General features: G+C 71.8%; 16 protein-coding genes. 6 read left to right on the top strand and 10 right to left on the bottom strand.

What is annotated here, in order from left to right; genetic code table 11:
- Positions 1 to 56: 56 nt before the first annotated feature.
- Together BLW78_RS27970 and BLW78_RS27965 are read right to left on the bottom strand one after the other, a co-directional pair.
- Complete coding sequence (locus BLW78_RS27970) at positions 57 to 1,187, bottom strand: epoxide hydrolase family protein (protein WP_056531084.1); 1,131 nt, start codon at positions 1,185 to 1,187, stop codon at positions 57 to 59.
- A gap of 230 nt (positions 1,188 to 1,417) precedes the next feature.
- Complete coding sequence (locus BLW78_RS27965; protein ID WP_091683378.1) at positions 1,418 to 2,623, bottom strand: MFS transporter; 1,206 nt, start codon at positions 2,621 to 2,623, stop codon at positions 1,418 to 1,420.
- A gap of 102 nt (positions 2,624 to 2,725) precedes the next feature.
- Between BLW78_RS27965 and BLW78_RS27960 the strand changes: the two genes are divergently transcribed.
- On the top strand, positions 2,726 to 3,289 hold the full coding sequence (locus tag BLW78_RS27960) for a TetR/AcrR family transcriptional regulator (RefSeq protein ID WP_026605129.1): 564 nt from the start codon (positions 2,726 to 2,728) through the stop codon (positions 3,287 to 3,289).
- Positions 3,290 to 3,374: 85 nt separating this feature from the next.
- Here the strand turns inward: BLW78_RS27960 and BLW78_RS32105 are convergent, their stop codons facing one another.
- On the bottom strand, positions 3,375 to 4,397 hold the full coding sequence (locus BLW78_RS32105; protein WP_280141973.1) for an alpha/beta hydrolase family protein: 1,023 nt from the start codon (positions 4,395 to 4,397) through the stop codon (positions 3,375 to 3,377).
- A gap of 356 nt (positions 4,398 to 4,753) precedes the next feature.
- On the opposite strand from BLW78_RS32105, the gene BLW78_RS27950 reads away from it, so the two are divergent.
- Positions 4,754 to 5,365 (top strand): TetR/AcrR family transcriptional regulator, encoded by a 612-nt coding sequence (locus BLW78_RS27950; RefSeq protein ID WP_056531075.1) that lies wholly within the window; start codon positions 4,754 to 4,756, stop codon positions 5,363 to 5,365.
- A gap of 53 nt (positions 5,366 to 5,418) precedes the next feature.
- Here the strand turns inward: BLW78_RS27950 and BLW78_RS27945 are convergent, their stop codons facing one another.
- Positions 5,419 to 5,865 carry a type II toxin-antitoxin system VapC family toxin gene (locus BLW78_RS27945; protein ID WP_091683374.1) on the bottom strand — a complete coding sequence of 149 codons (447 nt, stop codon included), beginning with the start codon at positions 5,863 to 5,865 and terminating at the stop codon, positions 5,419 to 5,421.
- A 4-nt stretch (positions 5,866 to 5,869) separates the two neighbouring features.
- Positions 5,870 to 6,109, bottom strand: a complete 240-nt coding sequence (locus tag BLW78_RS27940) for a type II toxin-antitoxin system Phd/YefM family antitoxin (RefSeq protein ID WP_026605131.1) — start codon at positions 6,107 to 6,109, stop codon at positions 5,870 to 5,872.
- Between the two features lie 325 nt (positions 6,110 to 6,434).
- Here BLW78_RS27940 and BLW78_RS27935 point away from each other — a divergent pair, with 325 nt between their 5' ends.
- Positions 6,435 to 6,932, top strand: a complete 498-nt coding sequence (locus tag BLW78_RS27935) for a PAS domain-containing protein (protein WP_348271897.1) — start codon at positions 6,435 to 6,437, stop codon at positions 6,930 to 6,932.
- Positions 6,933 to 7,053: 121 nt separating this feature from the next.
- On the top strand, positions 7,054 to 8,346 hold the full coding sequence (locus BLW78_RS27930; protein ID WP_244492139.1) for a TAXI family TRAP transporter solute-binding subunit: 1,293 nt from the start codon (positions 7,054 to 7,056) through the stop codon (positions 8,344 to 8,346).
- Positions 8,347 to 8,404: 58 nt separating this feature from the next.
- On the opposite strand, the gene BLW78_RS27925 is transcribed toward BLW78_RS27930, so the two are convergent.
- Positions 8,405 to 8,671: a GNAT family N-acetyltransferase gene (locus tag BLW78_RS27925; protein ID WP_020094422.1), complete on the bottom strand. Its 267-nt coding sequence runs from the start codon at positions 8,669 to 8,671 to the stop codon at positions 8,405 to 8,407.
- Positions 8,672 to 9,368: 697 nt separating this feature from the next.
- On the opposite strand from BLW78_RS27925, the gene BLW78_RS27920 reads away from it, so the two are divergent.
- The gene (locus BLW78_RS27920) at positions 9,369 to 9,632 is read left to right on the top strand and encodes a hypothetical protein (protein ID WP_020094423.1); all 264 of its coding nucleotides are present in this window, start codon (positions 9,369 to 9,371) and stop codon (positions 9,630 to 9,632) included.
- A 336-nt stretch (positions 9,633 to 9,968) separates the two neighbouring features.
- Positions 9,969 to 10,217: a DUF6894 family protein gene (locus BLW78_RS27915; RefSeq protein ID WP_026605132.1), complete on the top strand. Its 249-nt coding sequence runs from the start codon at positions 9,969 to 9,971 to the stop codon at positions 10,215 to 10,217.
- Between the two features lie 88 nt (positions 10,218 to 10,305).
- On the opposite strand, the gene BLW78_RS27910 is transcribed toward BLW78_RS27915, so the two are convergent.
- The 4 genes from BLW78_RS27910 to soxC all read right to left on the bottom strand — a co-directional run.
- Entirely contained in the window at positions 10,306 to 11,370 is a 1,065-nt protein-coding gene (locus tag BLW78_RS27910) for a HoxN/HupN/NixA family nickel/cobalt transporter (RefSeq protein WP_020094425.1), read from the bottom strand.
- A 186-nt stretch (positions 11,371 to 11,556) separates the two neighbouring features.
- Positions 11,557 to 13,674 carry a TonB-dependent siderophore receptor gene (locus tag BLW78_RS27905; protein ID WP_170855270.1) on the bottom strand — a complete coding sequence of 706 codons (2,118 nt, stop codon included), beginning with the start codon at positions 13,672 to 13,674 and terminating at the stop codon, positions 11,557 to 11,559.
- 548 nt (positions 13,675 to 14,222) lie between these two features.
- The gene (locus BLW78_RS27900) at positions 14,223 to 14,765 is read right to left on the bottom strand and encodes a c-type cytochrome (protein WP_056532325.1); all 543 of its coding nucleotides are present in this window, start codon (positions 14,763 to 14,765) and stop codon (positions 14,223 to 14,225) included.
- Positions 14,752 to 15,606, bottom strand: an 855-nt coding sequence (gene soxC, locus BLW78_RS27895; protein ID WP_042672608.1) for a sulfite dehydrogenase, incomplete at its 5' end; no start/stop codon positions are given. The genes BLW78_RS27900 and soxC, both read right to left, overlap by 14 nt.

Raw genomic sequence — 15,606 nt, 5'->3', positions numbered from 1 at the left:
GATCCGGTTCGTGCCGCCGGGTCCGGCTGAGCCCGCGATGCGGCGGGACGACGCCGTCAGCCGCGGCCCCAGTCCCGCAGGTCCCGGACGAACAGGTCCGGCGCCTCCATGGCGGCGAAATGGCCGCCGCGGGGCATCGTCTGCCAGCGCGAGACCGCGTAGCCGCGCTCCAGCCACTCTCGCGGCGGCGCGGGCGTGCGCGGATCCGGGTAGGCCGCGAAGGCCGTCGGCACCGTGACGCGCCGCCCCGGCGGCATCCGGCGCACGCCCTCCTGCTGCGCGCCGGCGTAGAACCACGTCGCCGTCGCGAAGGAATCGGTGAGGATGTAGAGCAGGGCGTTGGTCAGGAGCTGATCGTTCGTGAAGACCTGCGCGAAGGGCCGCTCCCGCAAGTCGGCCCAGTCGTGGAAGCGCTCGACCAGCCACGCCAGCTGCGCCACCGGCTCGTCCGCCATGGCGTAGCCGAGTGAGAGCGGCCTGGTGCCCTGCAGCTGCGCGTAGGCCCCGAGCGCCTGCTGGGTGGCTCCGGCCTGCTTCTGCCAAGCCCGCTCCGCCGCGCTCTCCGGCTCGGCATCGGGCTGCACCAGCAGGTAGTTCAGGTGGATCGCCTCCAGCGACGCGGCGTGGTCGAGACCGAGCCAGGCCGCGACCCCGGCGCCCCAGTCGCCGCCCTGAACCCGGTAGCGCGGGTAGCCCAGAGTCTCGCGCATCAGGCGATCGAACAGCCGCGCCGTGCTGCGCGCGCCGATCGGCGCGGCGGGTTTGCCCGAGAAGCCGAAGCCGGGCAGCGCCGGGATCACGAGGTCGAACGCGTCCTCCGGCCGCCCGCCGTGGCGCGACGGGAAGGCCAGGGGCTCGATCACCGACCAGAACTCGTAGATCGAACCCGGCCAGCCGTGGATCAGCAGCAGCGGGCGCCGGCCTTCCGCCTCGCCGACGACGTGGACGGCGTGCAGGTCGAGATCCTCGACGCGGGCCAGGATCTGCGGGAAGCGGTTGAGCTCGGCCGCGGCCGCGGCCTCGTCGAAGCCGTCGAGCCAGTGGGCGCACAGGTCGGCCAGGACGTCCGGATCGCAGCCGTAGCGCCAGCCGGCCCCCGTCGGCAGGCGCGGCATGCGGTAGGCCCGCACGCGCTCCCGCACCCAGGCCAGCCGGTTCGCGTCCCAGGCGACGGTGAAGTCTCGCATGATGCCTCCGCTCGGCTCCGCGTCCCGGGAGCGTGCCGAACCCGGCCGTCCCGTTCGCGCGACGTTGATCCGGGTTAACGCGGCCGGGCCGGGACGGTCGCGCCGGGATCGCCCCGGCCGGCACGACGGCTGTTGGCGGCGCGATCGCGCGAGGGCTCTCAGCGCCCGGCGGCCGGCTTCGGTGCCCGTCCGGGACGCGGACCCGACCGGAGCGCCGCAGGCAGGGTGCGTCAGCCAGGCGAGACGCGTCGCGACGTCAGTGCCCGCCGCGCCAGGAACCCGGCTGCGCTCATGGCGAGGATCGCGGCCGCGTAGAGGTCGGCGGTCGTCACGTAGCCGATCCGGCGCACGAGATACCCGGCACAGATCACCGGGAGGCTGAACGCCAGGTAGCTCTCGACGTAGTAGCTCGCGAGGAGCTCCGCCCGCTCGCCCGGCTTCGCCAGCGGGACGATCGTGCCGAGGGCGCCGAGGAAGCTCGTCCCGAAGCCGGCCCCGCCGACCAGGGTCCCGCCGATCAGGACCGGCACGCTCCCGCCGTGCATGCCGGCGAGCACGATGACGAGACCGGCGGTCATGGCGAGCGTCCCGATCGTCAGGTTGGCCGCGGCGTCCCGGCCGCGCCGCTGGAGGACCGCGAAGGCGCCGGCGACCATCAGGGCCGCGACCATGACGCCGCTCGTCAACGGGGTCCGGCTGCCCGTCGCGGCTACGACCAGCGAGGGAACGATGGAGAGGTAGAAGCCACCGAGCATCCAGGTCGCGATGTTGGTCGGCGTGATCGCGGCCAGCGGCCGCCTGGCCTGTGGCGGAACCACGACGCGCGGCCTCAGGGCCCGCAGGGCGCCCGCGCGGCGCTCGCCGGTCTCGGGCGTGAGCCAGAGGAGAGCGGCCTGCGCGGCGAACACCGCGCCCAGGATCGCGTAGACGAGGTGGAGAGGGTGCGGGCCGTACTGCACGAGGGCGCTGGTTCCGAGCGCGCCCGCCGCCATCCCGATCAGCGGCATGATCGCGTTCACGAGTTGGGCCCGCGCCCGGTTGACGTCGACGAGCGCGGCGCCCAGCGAACTCGCCGCGATGCCGGTCGCCACGCCCTGGACGAAGCGCGCCGCGATGAGTCCCCACGCCCCGCTGGCCGTCGTGAACAGGGCCATCGCCACCAGCTCGAGGAGCAGCGCGCCGAAGTTCACCGGCCGTCGGCCCAGATGGTCCGAGATCGACCCGGCGACGAGGAGCGCCTTGAGGAGCGCCAGCGCGTATACGGCGAACACCGCGGTCGTGAGCACGGGGGAGAGCGCGTAGGTCTCCTGGTAGAACCGGTACAGCGGCGTCGGAGCGGCGGACGCGGCGAGGAAGGTGCCGAGCACCGCCGCGTGGAAGAACAGCGTGCCGCTGCCCGCGACAGCCACAACTTTCAGCTTGCGGTCCCTGGTCATTGGCGAACCTAAAGGCTAATCCGTTGCGTTTGATGCGTAGGCCCTCCGCGCCACAAACGCAATATCTTTGCGTTTGTGGCGCCCCAGATGGCAGAGTGCAGGATGACGACGAGGCAAGGGCCGCGTCCGGGCGGCCGCAGCGCGCGGGTGCAGACCTCGGTTCAGGCGGCCGTGCGCGCGCTCCTGACCACGACGGACCGTTCGGAAATCACGGTGCCCCTGGTGGCCGCCGCGGCCGGCGTGACGCCGTCGACGATCTACCGCCGGTGGGGCACGCTCGCCGAGCTCTTGGCCGATGTCGCGGTCGAGCGGCTCCGTCCCGACGGCGAGCCGGCCGATACCGGGAGCGGCCGGACCGATCTCGAGGCGTGGGCGGAGCAGTACGCGGACGAGATGTCGTCCGCACCGGGGCGGGAGATGATCCGGGACGTCCTGGCGGCGGCGGACGCGAACTGTGCCCAGCGATGCTGCAGCTTCACCCGCGATCAGATCGCGATCATCGCGGATCGGGCCGTGGCCCGCGGCGAGGCCTTCCCGGACCCCGAGGCGGTGCTGGACGGGGTCGTCTCTCCGATCCTCTACCGGATCCTGTTCGGGACCGCGCTGGACCGGGAGCGGATCCTCGAGCTGGTCGACCGCACCCTGACGGCGCGCGAAGCGACCTGACCCGAGGCGCCGACCCCGTACACCGACCTCGCGGAGGAGGCCGGGCTCCTGACCTCAGCCGCCAGGGGGCGCGACGAGCGGCCTGTCAGAGCGGCTCCCCGGGCTGGGCGCGCGTCCGGTCCTTTCCGCGGGTCGCTATCGCGGGTTGCGCCAGCGACGCGCCCGCGTAGCCCGCGGGCGCGACGGCGAGGATCGGTCGCCAGGTCGAGGACCACGCGCGCAGCGGCTCCGGATCGCCGCGGAAGGCGAGGTCGAGAAAGGCCAGCGTCCCGGCGGCGGTCGCCGCCTTGACCTGCGGGTTCAGGTTCAGACCGCCCGTGAGAGGACGGTCGGTGAAGATGCTGTGCGAGCCGCCCTGGAAGACCGCCAAGGACTTCCGGGGCGTCGCGATCGCCTCGTACACGGCGAGGCGGTCGCTGAACGGCGAGGTGCGACCGGGCAGCTGGATGACATCCTCGGTCGCCGTCACGTGCAGGGTCGGGATCTCGACGGCGCCCAGGACGGCCCGCAGGTCGCGCTCGCCGTAGAAGGGCGGCGCCGAGATCACGATCCCGGCCGCGATCCGCGGATCCCGCGCCTGAAGGGCGTGCCCGTCACGGACGACGCGCGCACCCGCGGCGATCAGAGTCGTGTTGGCGCCGTAGGAATGGCCGGCCGCCACGATCCGGCGCGGGTCGATCCGGTCTCCGAAGGCGCCCCCGTCCTGAACGAGGAGGCGGTCCAGGGCGAAGCGCAGGTCGCGCGCCCGGGCGATCGCCTCCCGTTCCTGCGCCGCCCGCTCGATCCGGTCGAGCAGGGCCAGGGGATTGCCGGTCCAGACGGAGCTGTCGCTGCCGACGTGCTGCAGGTGCAGGCTCGCGATCCCGTGGGACGACCAGTGCCGTCCGAGATAGCTGTAGCCGGTTCGGGACTGTCCGAGACCGTGCGAGAACACGACCAGCGGGACGCGGCGCCGGAGCGACGACGTGTTCGGCCAGTACAGGCGTACCGGCACAGGTCGCTGGCGCGCGCCGTCGACCCAGTCGAAGTCGACGATCCGGACGTCCTCGACGACGGGCTCCGCCGCGGCCGGCCGCGTCACACCCGCGGCCAGGGTTCCCAGCAGCATGGCGCCAACCTGCCGACGGTTGGGCAACGGCCGTGCCGCTGTCGGACCGGAAGACTCGGGCATGAGGAGGGCTTTCGCGAGAGGAGGGGAGCCAGGAGGGTTCGCAGAGCCGCGCATCGCCGGCCGCAGCCCGATCACGACGCGCCCTCGCCCGCCGGCGCGCGCCAACCGAATTCCGTTCGCCGACGGAGGCCCCGACGGCGAACGAGGCTGCCGATATCGGCAGGAAGGAGCGGGCGCCCGACCGGACTCCGCACCGCGTCCCGAGACCGCGCATCAAAATCGCACTCGGTGTAAAAATATAATTGCACCGCGTGCAACTTTGCAAGTGCGGAATCGCATGTCACAACGCCGGCATGGGGAGCCCGCCACCGAAGCCCGGCAGCCTGCGCGCGCGAAAACGGCAGGAGACACTGGAACGGATCGCCGAGACCGGCCTGCGGCTGTTCAGCCGGCACGGCTACGAGGCGACGACCCTGGACGCGATCGCCGAGGCGGCCGGCATCTCGCGTCGAACCTTCTTCTACTACTTCAAGTCAAAGGAAGAGATCCTGCTGGACTGGCAGATGCGCGGCTTCGGCGCGGCGCTGCGCAAGGCCGTCCTGGCCCAGCCGGAGGGCAAGGTCCCGGTCGAGGCCGTCCGGGACGCCCTGCTGGCGCTGTCGACGGGTTTCCGGACCCAGGAGTTCATCAGTATCGATCGCGTCATGCGGTCCAGCGAGACCCTGAAGGCCCGCAAGCAGGCGGCCTACGGCCTGCACGAGCAGGCCCTGCATGCCGCGCTGATCGAGCGCTGGCCGGATCCCGTCCGCAGCGCCCCGCTGCGCCTCGTCGCCATGGCGTCGCTCGGTGCGATGCGCTTGGCGATCGAGGCCTGGATCCAGGCGGGCGGCGACCGTCCCGTGGACGCCTTCCTGCGGGCGGCCTTCGCCGGTCTCACGGCCGAGTTCTGCACACCGTCCCGATAGTCCCGCCGCGATCGGCACGCCGCCGCGGCCCCGCGGTGACGGGCGCGACGCCGTCACCGCCCATCGGCCGGCAGCGCGACGAAGGGATCGCAGGCGGGAACGCCGAGCGGCGCGAAGTGCCGCACGTTCCGGGTCAGGACCGTCCAGCCGTTGCAGCGCGCGGTGGCGGCGATCGCGAGATCCGCGAAGCCGGGCGCGTGCCCCTGCCCGCGCGCCAGATCGGACAACCCGCCGATGTGGCGCGCGACGGCGAGGTCGATCGGGAGGACCTTGGCGGCGTACAGGTGCAGCAAGGTCTCCAGCCACGCCGCGAGGCGCTCGGCCTTGCGCGCGGCACCGTCCCTGCAGCTCTTCGCGATGCCGTCCTCGATCTCGGCGATCGTGACGACCGAGAGGTGGAGCCCCGCGCTGTTCCGGTCCATCCAGTCGATCAGTGCGACGGCCGGAACGGCCTTGGTCGGCGCGCCGGCCGAGAGCACGTTGGTATCGACGAGGTACACCGCCTCACAGCTCGGCGCTTCTGAGCCCGCCGGACGGGGGGGCGAGGTCGTCCGCCGCGACGGGCGCGGCCATGAGCAGGCGGCCGAACGACGGGACGCGGGACAGCCGCTGCCAGTCCTCGAAGCTCAGCAGCACGGCCTCGGGGCGGCCGTGGCGGGTGATGATCGAGGGCGCGCCCTGCTTCGCTTGATCGATGACGGCCGATAGCGTCGCCTTGGCGTCCCGAAGCTGGATCTCCTGCATGGCGCTCTCCGTGACCACTGTAGTCATAATGGGTGTCCAGGTTCCGATCCGCAAGGACCGCCCGCGGCCCGTCGTCGGCACCCGGCCCCGGCGGCTCGCCGAAGCCGATCCGTGTCCGGCACGCAACAGTTGATTGCAGACCAGATTATGCCCCTTGCGGTTGCAGCGCTTTAGGACCAACGTATGTTAGTGACAACTGAAGACGGGTGCTCGGGTGGCAGCTTCTAAGCCTCTAGACGGGCAAACAGCCTCGGAAACCTTCCAGACGGCGCTGGACGCGCTCGACGTCGTCGGCCGCTGGGAATGGGATGCGGGCGTCGATCGGGTGCGGGCCGACGCCTTCGTCGCCCTGGTGTACAACGTCGATCCAGCCGAGGCCGAGGAAGGCGTCCCGCTCGGTCGCTACATGAGCAGCATCCACGCGGACGATCGCGAGCGGATCGATGATCTGATTCGGCGCAGCGCCCGCGATGGGACACCGTACCTCGCCGAGCATCGGGTGACCTCGGCGGACGGTCGGACGCGCTGGGTCCTGGTGCGCGGGCGCTTCACCGGCGATCATGTCGGGCGGCCCCAGGGCGGCAGCGGCATTCTCCTCGACATCACCCGGATGCGGATGTTCGAGGACATGGCCGACGAGGCCGTGCCGCGTGTGGAGACGTCGCCTCTCGAGCTGGCAGCGGATCACGCCATCGCGGCGATGTACGCGATCAGCGAGTTGCGGGACGCGGAGCTCAAGGTGCAGGCCGAAGCGCTGCTGATGACGCTGGGCCGCAGGCTCGCCCTCCAGGAGGTCCAGGACCGGCACCGCCAGATGAACTGATCGCGACGCGCTGGAGCAAGATACAGCATGGGGCGGAGCGTCGACCGATCCTGTCCGGGAGCGGGAGACTGGGCCAGACACGCGCGCTATGCTGGCGGATCGGCAGGTCAGCGCGGCACGGATGATCCGGCGTTCCAGAACGACAGTCATCGTCCTCGGCGTCATCGCCGGGGCCGCCGTCGCTGCTCTGCTCATCCATCTCCTCCTCGGCCTGCTCTCCCTCGACATCGCGGTCGCCAAGACCAGCACCGAGGATCGGGAGGCCGCGCAGGCGCTCACGCAGCTCTTCGAGACCCAGCATCCGCGGGTGCGCATCCGGACGATCTTCGAGCCCGATCGCCTCGGCGCCTCGGCGGCCCTCGACAAGGGCGAGACCCAGCTCGCCCTGGTGCGCAGCGACGCCGCGCCGAAGGACGGGCAGACCCTGGTCATCCTGCGCCGCGACGCGGTGGTCTTCGTCGCGCCCGGGGGCAGCCCCGTCGACAGCGTGGCCAAGCTGCGGGGCAGCACCGTCGGTCTCCTCGACGGGCGGAAGCTCGACCCGCTCCTGCTCGACCTGATCCTGACGCATTTCGGCGTGCCCCCGAGCAGCGTGCATCGCCGGATCCTGACGATCGACCAGCTGACGGAGGCCGCCCGCAGCCGCCAGATCGGTTCGGTGTTCGTGGTGGCTCCGGTCGGGAGCGCGCTGTGGCTGCCCCTGTTCACGGCGCTGCGCAAAGGCTCCGGGACGGCGAAGCTCTTCGAGGTCGACGAGGCGGCGGCGATCGCCAAGGAGCACCCCGTGCTCGACACGATCGACGTGCCCAAGGGCGCCTTCCTCGGTTCCCTGCCGGCCCCGGGCGACGACATCACCACGCTGTCCGTGAGCCACCGGCTCGTGGCCCGCGGCGCCATGCCGGACTGGCTCGCCGGCGAGATCACCCGCGAGGTTCTCACCGGCAAGCCGCGGCTCGTCGCGCTCGACGACGATCTGGCCGGCATCGAGGCCCCCGACACCGACGACAAGGTCCAGGCGCTCCCGATCCACCCGGGCGCGACGGCGTACCTGACCGGGAACCAGCCCAGCCTGAGCGATCAGGCGCAGAACGCGGCCTACTGGGTCGGGCTCATGATCAGCGCGCTGGCCTCCCTCGGCGCGGCGGGCATCGGCCTGTATCGGCGCTTCCGGCCGCTGCAGCCGCCCACCCGGGTCATGCGCCTCCTGGAGATCTGGCTGTCCGTGTCGAGCGCCGATCCGGTCGAGCTCGATCATCTGGAGCGGGAGGCCGACGCGCTCGCGGCGGAGACGATCCGGATGGAGGCCCACAGGCGGACGGAGAGCGTCGAGATCCGCCTCGTCGCCCTGCTCGTCGCGCATGTCCGCGAGGCCGTCCAGCGCCGGCGGCGGCACGTGGCGCAACGGATGACCTAGCGCCAGGCGATCCCGGCACCGGCCCCCGGCGGCGGCCGATCCCGGCCCGGTCGCGGCCTCACGCGAGCAGGTCGCGATGCGTCCGATGCCCGCGCAGCCACGCCCGGGCGTAGCCGCACAGGGGCACGATCCGATCGCCCTCGGCGCGCGCGTGCGCCGCGACGCCTTCCATGAGCCGGCCGGCCGCCCCGGTGCCGCGCAGGACCGGCGGCGCGTAGACGTGGCTGATGACGAGCTGGCCGGGCTCCCGCCGATAGGTCGCGAAGACGACGTCACCGCCGACCTGCAGCTCGAAGCGGCCTCGCTCGACATTGTCGCGCAGCATCTCGGTCCTCCTCGTCCCCCGGCTTTGCGCGGCTCCGATCGGGAAGCACCGCGTCGAACCCGGCGCTCTGCAGGATCCCCGCGCCGCCACGGACGGCCTCTCGGAGGCCCGCGCTCCCGCGACGGTTATATGGGGCGCGTGTCCTCGTCGCGGACGCGGGTCAGAACCGACGCGTCGGCATCGCCGCCGACGACGCGGACATGGCGCGCGAGCGCCGCAGCACGACGAGGCCCGCCGGACGACGCGGCCGGCGCGGCCGGCACGGCGGTTCGCTCCTCGCGGCGCGGATGCGGCGCGGATTAAGCGCGGCCCGCGATCGTCTAACTCTGGACATCCCGAGACCACCTGGACCGCCCGGCTCACGCCGCGGCGGTCATTTCGTGCCGGCATCGTCGGCGGACCGGCCCCTCCGGCCCTCCGAGCCACTCTCAGCGCGGCCCGCCGCGCCGTGTCGGACCGATCTGCGGGCTACCCGCGGGGAGGCCGGTCCACGTCGGCGTCCCACAGCTCAGGCGCGATCCGGGCGGTTTGCCCGCCGATGCGCGCGCCCGGACCGCTATCGGATATTTCGGCACGTCAACCCGAATTATTCAATAAGAAAAACATAACATTATGATCTCAAGCTCGATACTTTGCGATATTCCGGAACTCAGACAGCTTTCTGTGCTTGCCCAATGGTAGTTTTCTGGAGAACATCATGACCGCAATCCGGATCTTCGTCCTCGTATCGTCGCTCCTTCTCGGCACGGCCGGCGCGGCAACGGCGCAGGGCGCCGCCGGAGGATCGACGTCCGGGCCAGCGCCGTCCGGGTCGGGCGGGCAGCGGATGCAGCACGGCGATCAGATGAAGGGCGGAGAGAGGGGCGGGGGCTCGGGCAACACCGGCGTTCCGGGCGCCTCGCCGGCCGACGACGGAAACAAGACGCAGGATTCCCGTACCACGAAGACGAGAGACCGCTGAGAGACCGCGGGTCCGCGACCGCCCGTCCGGAGGCACGGGCCCGGCCGGAACGGCCGGAGCGGTCCCGTCACGCCGCGCACGCCGTCGCGCGGCGCTCTCACTTCCGATCCGCAGCCCCGCGCGACGTGTCCGTTCGGGGACGCGATCCGGCGACGCGACGGCACGGCCGCCAGCGCCGGAAGGCCCGGAACGGATAGCCGGCCGGGCCCGGCCGACGCCCGCTCATCCGAGGGCGTCGGCCGCGGTCACCGGCGCGGATCGGGCGCCGCGCGCCGAGAACCGGCGTTTCCGATCCCGGTTAGCTTTCGTGAGGGGAAGCCAGTCATGGAGGCGTGGGTGCCGCGCTATTTCTTCGATATCCACGACGGTCAGTTGCAACGCGACGAGGACGGGACCGAGTGCGCCGATTTCGACGCTGCGCGCAGAGAAGCGATGATCTCCCTCCCGGACGTCGCGCGATGGGAGATCCCGAGCGACGGGGACAGGCAAACCTACACGGTGGTCGTCCGGGATGCGGCCGGCGCGCCGATCTACACGGCGACGCTGACGTTCACCGGCCTGAGGCTCAGCGAGGCGGCCGGGTAGGTTCAGCCCGCCGCGCGCATCCGGCGCGCTCCGACATCGGCCCAACTCACCGGCGCCGGACGTCCCGCGTGGACACGGCCGACGCCGGTCAGGGGATGTCGGCCGGCTTGACGTCGATCCGGTCGAACCGGCCGAGGCGGTAGATGAGGAACGACAGGAGCCAAGCCGCCGCGAAGAGGCCGACGATGGCGAAGCCGAGCACGCCGAAATGGTCGTTGATCGCGGCGATCCGCTCCCAGAGCCAGCCCTGGAGGTTGAGCTTGTCCGCCAGGAGGTTCAGCGCCTCCAGCGTGCCGACCACCAGCGCGACCACCACCGACACCAGGGTGATGGTGAGATTGTAGAACAGCTTGCGCATGGGCTGGACATAGGCCCAGCTGTAGGCGCCGAGCATCAGCACGCCGTCGGTCGCGTCGACCAGCGTCATGCCGGCGGTGAACAGCGCCGGGAAGACCAGGATCGTCCAGAGATCGATGCCCTGGCTCGCCTGGGCGGCCGAGAGCCCGAACAGGCTCACTTCCGTGGCGGTATCGAAGCCGAGCGCGAAGAGCAGGCCCAGCGGGTACATGTGCCAGGAGCGCGTCACGAGGCGGAACAGCGGCCGCAGGATCCGGGCGAGGACGCCCTGGTTGGCGAGCAGCATGTCGAGGTCGGCCTCGACGTAGCGGCCGGTGCGCCGCACCTGCCGGAACGCGCGCCAGACCCCCGCGAGGACGACGAGATTGACCAGGCCGATGAGGATCAGGAAGGCGGCCGAGACGCCTGTGCCGATCAGGCCGCCGAGTTCCCGGTAGCCTTCCGAGGCCGTGATCAGGCTGGTGGCGGCCAGCGCCACCGCGGCCGCGGCCACCACCACGACGGTGGAATGGCCGAGGGCGAACCAGAAGCCGACCGAGACCGGCCGCTGGCCCGCCTGCATCAGCTTGCGCGTGACGTTGTCGATGGCGGCGATGTGGTCGGGGTCGACCGCGTGGCGCAGCCCGAAGACGTAGGCCAGCAGCGCGGTCGAGAGCAGGGCCGGCTGCCCCGCGAACAGGCTGTAGGCCCAGGACCAGGCGGCGACGTTGGCCGCGATCAGGACGAGGTAGAGCAGAACGATGCGGCGCCGCACGACGCGGGGCGCCGTGCCATCGGACGGGACGATCGCTTCCATCAAAGCCTTACCCACCCGAATACCGTCCCCTCGGCCCCGTTGCCCGGGCCTGTCGCGTCGCTGCTGCCGTGCAGCACGGAATCCGACATAGCGCAGAAGCGGTCGGCCTGCGGAGTCCCGCAGGCGCGTCCTCTCGCCGGCGCGACGATCCCGGCGGCTGCCTGGACGGGGGCCGCGGGCCCGCCATCAGAACCGCACCGTCACCGAGCCCGTGATCCGCCGGGGCGAGCCCGGATAGACCCGGAACACGTTCAGCGAACTCTCGTAGTACGCGGTGTCGAAGATGTTCTCGACGTTGAGCGCGATCCGGGCATTGTCGAAGCGGTAGTAGGCGAGCGCGTCGACCGCGACGTAGGCCGGCAGGGTGAAGCCGGAGCCGGCCGCGTCGCCGGCGCGCGCGCCCACGCCCCGCACGCCGCCTCCGATACCGAAGCCGCGCCACGCCCCCTCCGGCTCGTAGACCGCGAGGAGGCTGCCGGAATGGCGCGGCACGTTGATGAGCGGGGCTCCGACCGGGAGCACGTTGTCCTTGGTCACCCGGGCGTCGGCGTAGACGTAGCCGGCCAGGAGCTTCAGCTCCGGCGTGATCTGCCCCTGGGCCGTCAGCTCGAACCCCTGGCTGCGGACGGCCCCGGCGGCGAGGGAGAAGCCGGTATTGGCGGGATCGGGCGTGAGCACGTTCTCCCGCTCCACCCGGAAGGCGGCGGCGGTGAGGAGCAGGCTGCCGCCGAACAGCTCGGACTTGGCGCCGACCTCGTAGCCGAGGCCGGTCTCGGGCGGCAGGGCCGTGCCGCGGGTCACGGCGGCGGCGTCGGGGCCGATGTTCGGCCGGAAGCTCGTGCCGACGTTGGTGTAGAGGGCGAGTTCCGGGATCGGCCGGTAGACGAGGCCCGCCCGGGGCGACGCGGCGACCCGCGACTGGTCGACCTGACTGCGGACGGCGCGCTCGCGGAAGCTCTGCTCGAAGATGTCGAGGCGCACACCGACGAGCGCCCGCCATTCGGGGCTCAGGACGATCTCGTCCTGCGCGTAGAGGCCGGTGTTGGTGATCCGCTCCAGGTTGTTGCGCGGGATGGTGATCGGCGGCAGCGCATGACCGTAGACCGGGGCGTAGATGTCCAGGGCGAACGGGCTCGTGCGGAAGTTCGAGCGGAAGTACTGCGTGCGGCTGTCGGTGCTCTCCCGGTCCATGCCGAGCAGTAGCGTGTGGCCGATGCCGGCGGTATCGAAGCGCCCGACGAGGTCGGCCTGCCCGACGGCCACGTCCCAGCGGTAGTCGCGCACGTTGCGGTCGCGCGAGACCGTGCGGTTGTCGGCAGCGATGGCGCGGATCTCCGCCGACTCGCCCGCGAGATCGCCCGTGTTGAAGTAGGTCGCGAGGCGAAGCTGCCAGTTCTCGTCGAAGCGGTGGTCGACGCGGACCTGCAACGTGTTGTTGTTCTGATAGGTGCTCTGCCCGGGCTCGCCGAGGAAGCGGGAGACGGGCAGGAACCCGAGTTGCCGGTTCAGCGCGATGACGCCCCGGTCGAAGACGATCCGGTTCTTCACGAACTCGGTCTCGACCGTGATCCGCGTGTCCGGGGTGACCTGCCAGCTCACCACCGGCGCGACGAGGAGCCGGTCACTGTCCACGAAGTCGCGGAAGCTGCCCGCACCCTGGGCGGCGAGGTTGAAGCGGTAGAGCACCGTGCCGTCCGCGCTCAGCGCACCGCCGGCATCGATCGTGCCCCGGGTCAGGCCGAACGAGTCGACCTGATTGCCGAACTCGACGAACCGCTCGGCGGTCGGCTGCTTGGTGATCAGGTTGACCAGCCCGCCGGGGTCGCTGCGCCCGAACAGGGCCGCTCCCGGCCCCTTGAGCACCTCGATGCGCTCGATGTTCTGGGCGTCCGGCGGCGGCGGCGTCCCGCGATTGAGGGGGAAGCCGTTCTTGTAGATCTCGGAGGTGGTCACGCCGCGGATGGCGTAGCTGAAGATCGACAGGCCGCCGAAATTGTTCTGGCGAGTGACGCCGGGCAGGTAGTCGAAGACCCGGTCGACGCGGGTGGCGGCGATGTCGGTGATCGTCTCGCGCGGCGCCACCGACACGGCCACGGGCACGTCGATCTGCGGTGTGGCCGTGCGCGTCGCGCTGACCGCCGCGCCGGCGCCGTAGCCCGGTGTCGGACCGACCAGGCCGATGCTGCCGCGCCCGGACGCCGTCGTCCGGGCGGCGCCCTCGCCGACATGCTCGACCGACAGTTCCTCCAGGGTCACGCTCTCCTGCGCGCGGACCTCCCCGACCGGCACGCCGGCGGACAGCATGGCCGCCAGGGCCAGGCGCGGGCTGCCGCGCCGCGCCCCGGCAGGGCGGGCGCATCCCCGGCGCGGCCTGGGACTCTCGCGGAACGACAATCGTCCAGAACTCGCCACCACACACTCGCTGCTGCCGGCGCGCGGCCACGCGGAGGCGGGCGGCGTCACGCCCGGACGGGCGGCACCGCGCGCTCCGCTGGGGCACCGCGCCCGAGGAACGTCGTCGCGCCGAAGGCCGCCTCCCGTGACGCGCGTCATCGCCGCCGCCGGACCGTCCCGGTGCGCGGCACCGGCGGCCGCGGGGAACGGGCGCGCCCAGTCGACAGGTGCGGGGCAGATCCGGACGCACCGCGCAGCGCGCACCGGATTACCACCCCGGCTCCGGACCGTGCCCGGATAACCTTGGCAGGAAAATACTTGCCGCGGCGACCGGCCGGGTCAACGCCCCGGCAACCGAATGTAATAATGTTGCGACGACAGTGGCGGAACGGCCACAGCATCGTGGCGCCCCGGCGGCGGGCGGGGCCGGGGCGGCCTGATCGGGTACGCCGCTCCCGTCAGGGTCTCACATCCGGCCTGGGATCCGGCACGAACCCGTCGCGGTTCGGCATGCGGACGGCGGCCAGGGTGGCGGCATCGAGCACGGCGCCCTCCGGGACGAGCCCGTTCAGGTACAGGACGTAGCCCGAGACCGCGTAGACGTCGTCGGCGCTGAGCGATTGCGGGGCGTTCATCGGCATCGCCCGCCGGATGTAGTCGAACAGGGTCGGCGCGTAGGGCCAGAAGCTGCCGACGGTCTTGAGCGGTTTCGCCGAGGCGAGCGTGCCCTGGCCGCCGGCCAGCCGCTCGCCGGTCCCGCCCTCGCCCCGGCTGCCGTGACACGAGGCGCATTGGGTCTCGAAGACCTCTCGGCCGTGGGCGACGCTGCCGTGTCCGGGCGGCAGCTTCCGGCCGTCCCGGTCGACGTCGATGTTCCAGGCGGCGATCTCGGCCTCCGTGGCCGGACGCCCGATCCCGAGGCGCTCCGTCGCCCGTGCCGGCCCGGCGCAGGCGAGCGCCAGGGCGATCCCCGCGGCGGCGCGGGCTTCACGCATAGCCATTGGCCACCTCGCCGTCCGCGGCGATGCGCCAGGGCACGACCGCGTTGTTGTGGTAGAAGGATTTGAGGCCGCGCACCGCCGTCAGCGCCTCGAAGCCCGGCTGCACGTAGCCGGTCTCGTCGATCGCCCGGCTCGCGATGGTCGTCGGCGTCCCGTCCCAGCGCCAGGGCAGGCGGAACCGCGTCAGCGCCCGGTTGAGCACCGGCTCCTGCAAGGCGGCGTCGCGCCAGCTCCCGCCCCCGTCCGTCGAGACCTGCACGCCGCGGATCCGCCCGCGCCCGCTCCAGGCGAGGCCGGTGATCTCGTGGAAACCGGGGGCGATCCGCTGCGTGCCCGAGGGCCGCGTGATGATCGACTTGGCCTCCATCACGAAGGTGAATTGCCGCGCCGTGCCGTCCGGCATCAGGTCGGTGTACTTCGACGTCTCCTCGCGGGAATAGGCCGGCTCCGCCGTGACGTTGAGCCGGCGCAACCACTTCACGCTCATGTTGCCCTCGTAGCCGGGCAGCAGCACCCGGAGCGGGTAGCCCTGCTGGGGGCGCAGCCGCTCGCCGTTCTGGCTGTAGACCAGCAGGGCGTCGTCGAGGCACTTTGCGATCGGGATACTGCGGGTCAGCGCGGCGGCGTCCGCGCCCTCGGCCACGACCCACCGCGCGTCTGGCTTGAGCCCGGCCTCCGCCAGGACCGTCGCGAGGCGCACGCCGGTCCATTCGGCGCAGCTGACGAGGCCGACGAGGTCCGACGCCGTCTTGCCCTTGATCGCCTCGAAGCCCGGGTTGCCCGAGCATTCGAGAAAGTAGATGTGCGACTCCGACGGGAAGCGGCGGATGTCGTCCATCGT

The sequence above is a fragment of the Methylobacterium sp. 275MFSha3.1 genome, from assembly GCF_900108435.1.
Classification (GTDB): domain Bacteria; phylum Pseudomonadota; class Alphaproteobacteria; order Rhizobiales; family Beijerinckiaceae; genus Methylobacterium.
This window is presented reverse-complemented; position numbering and strand designations above follow the sequence as displayed.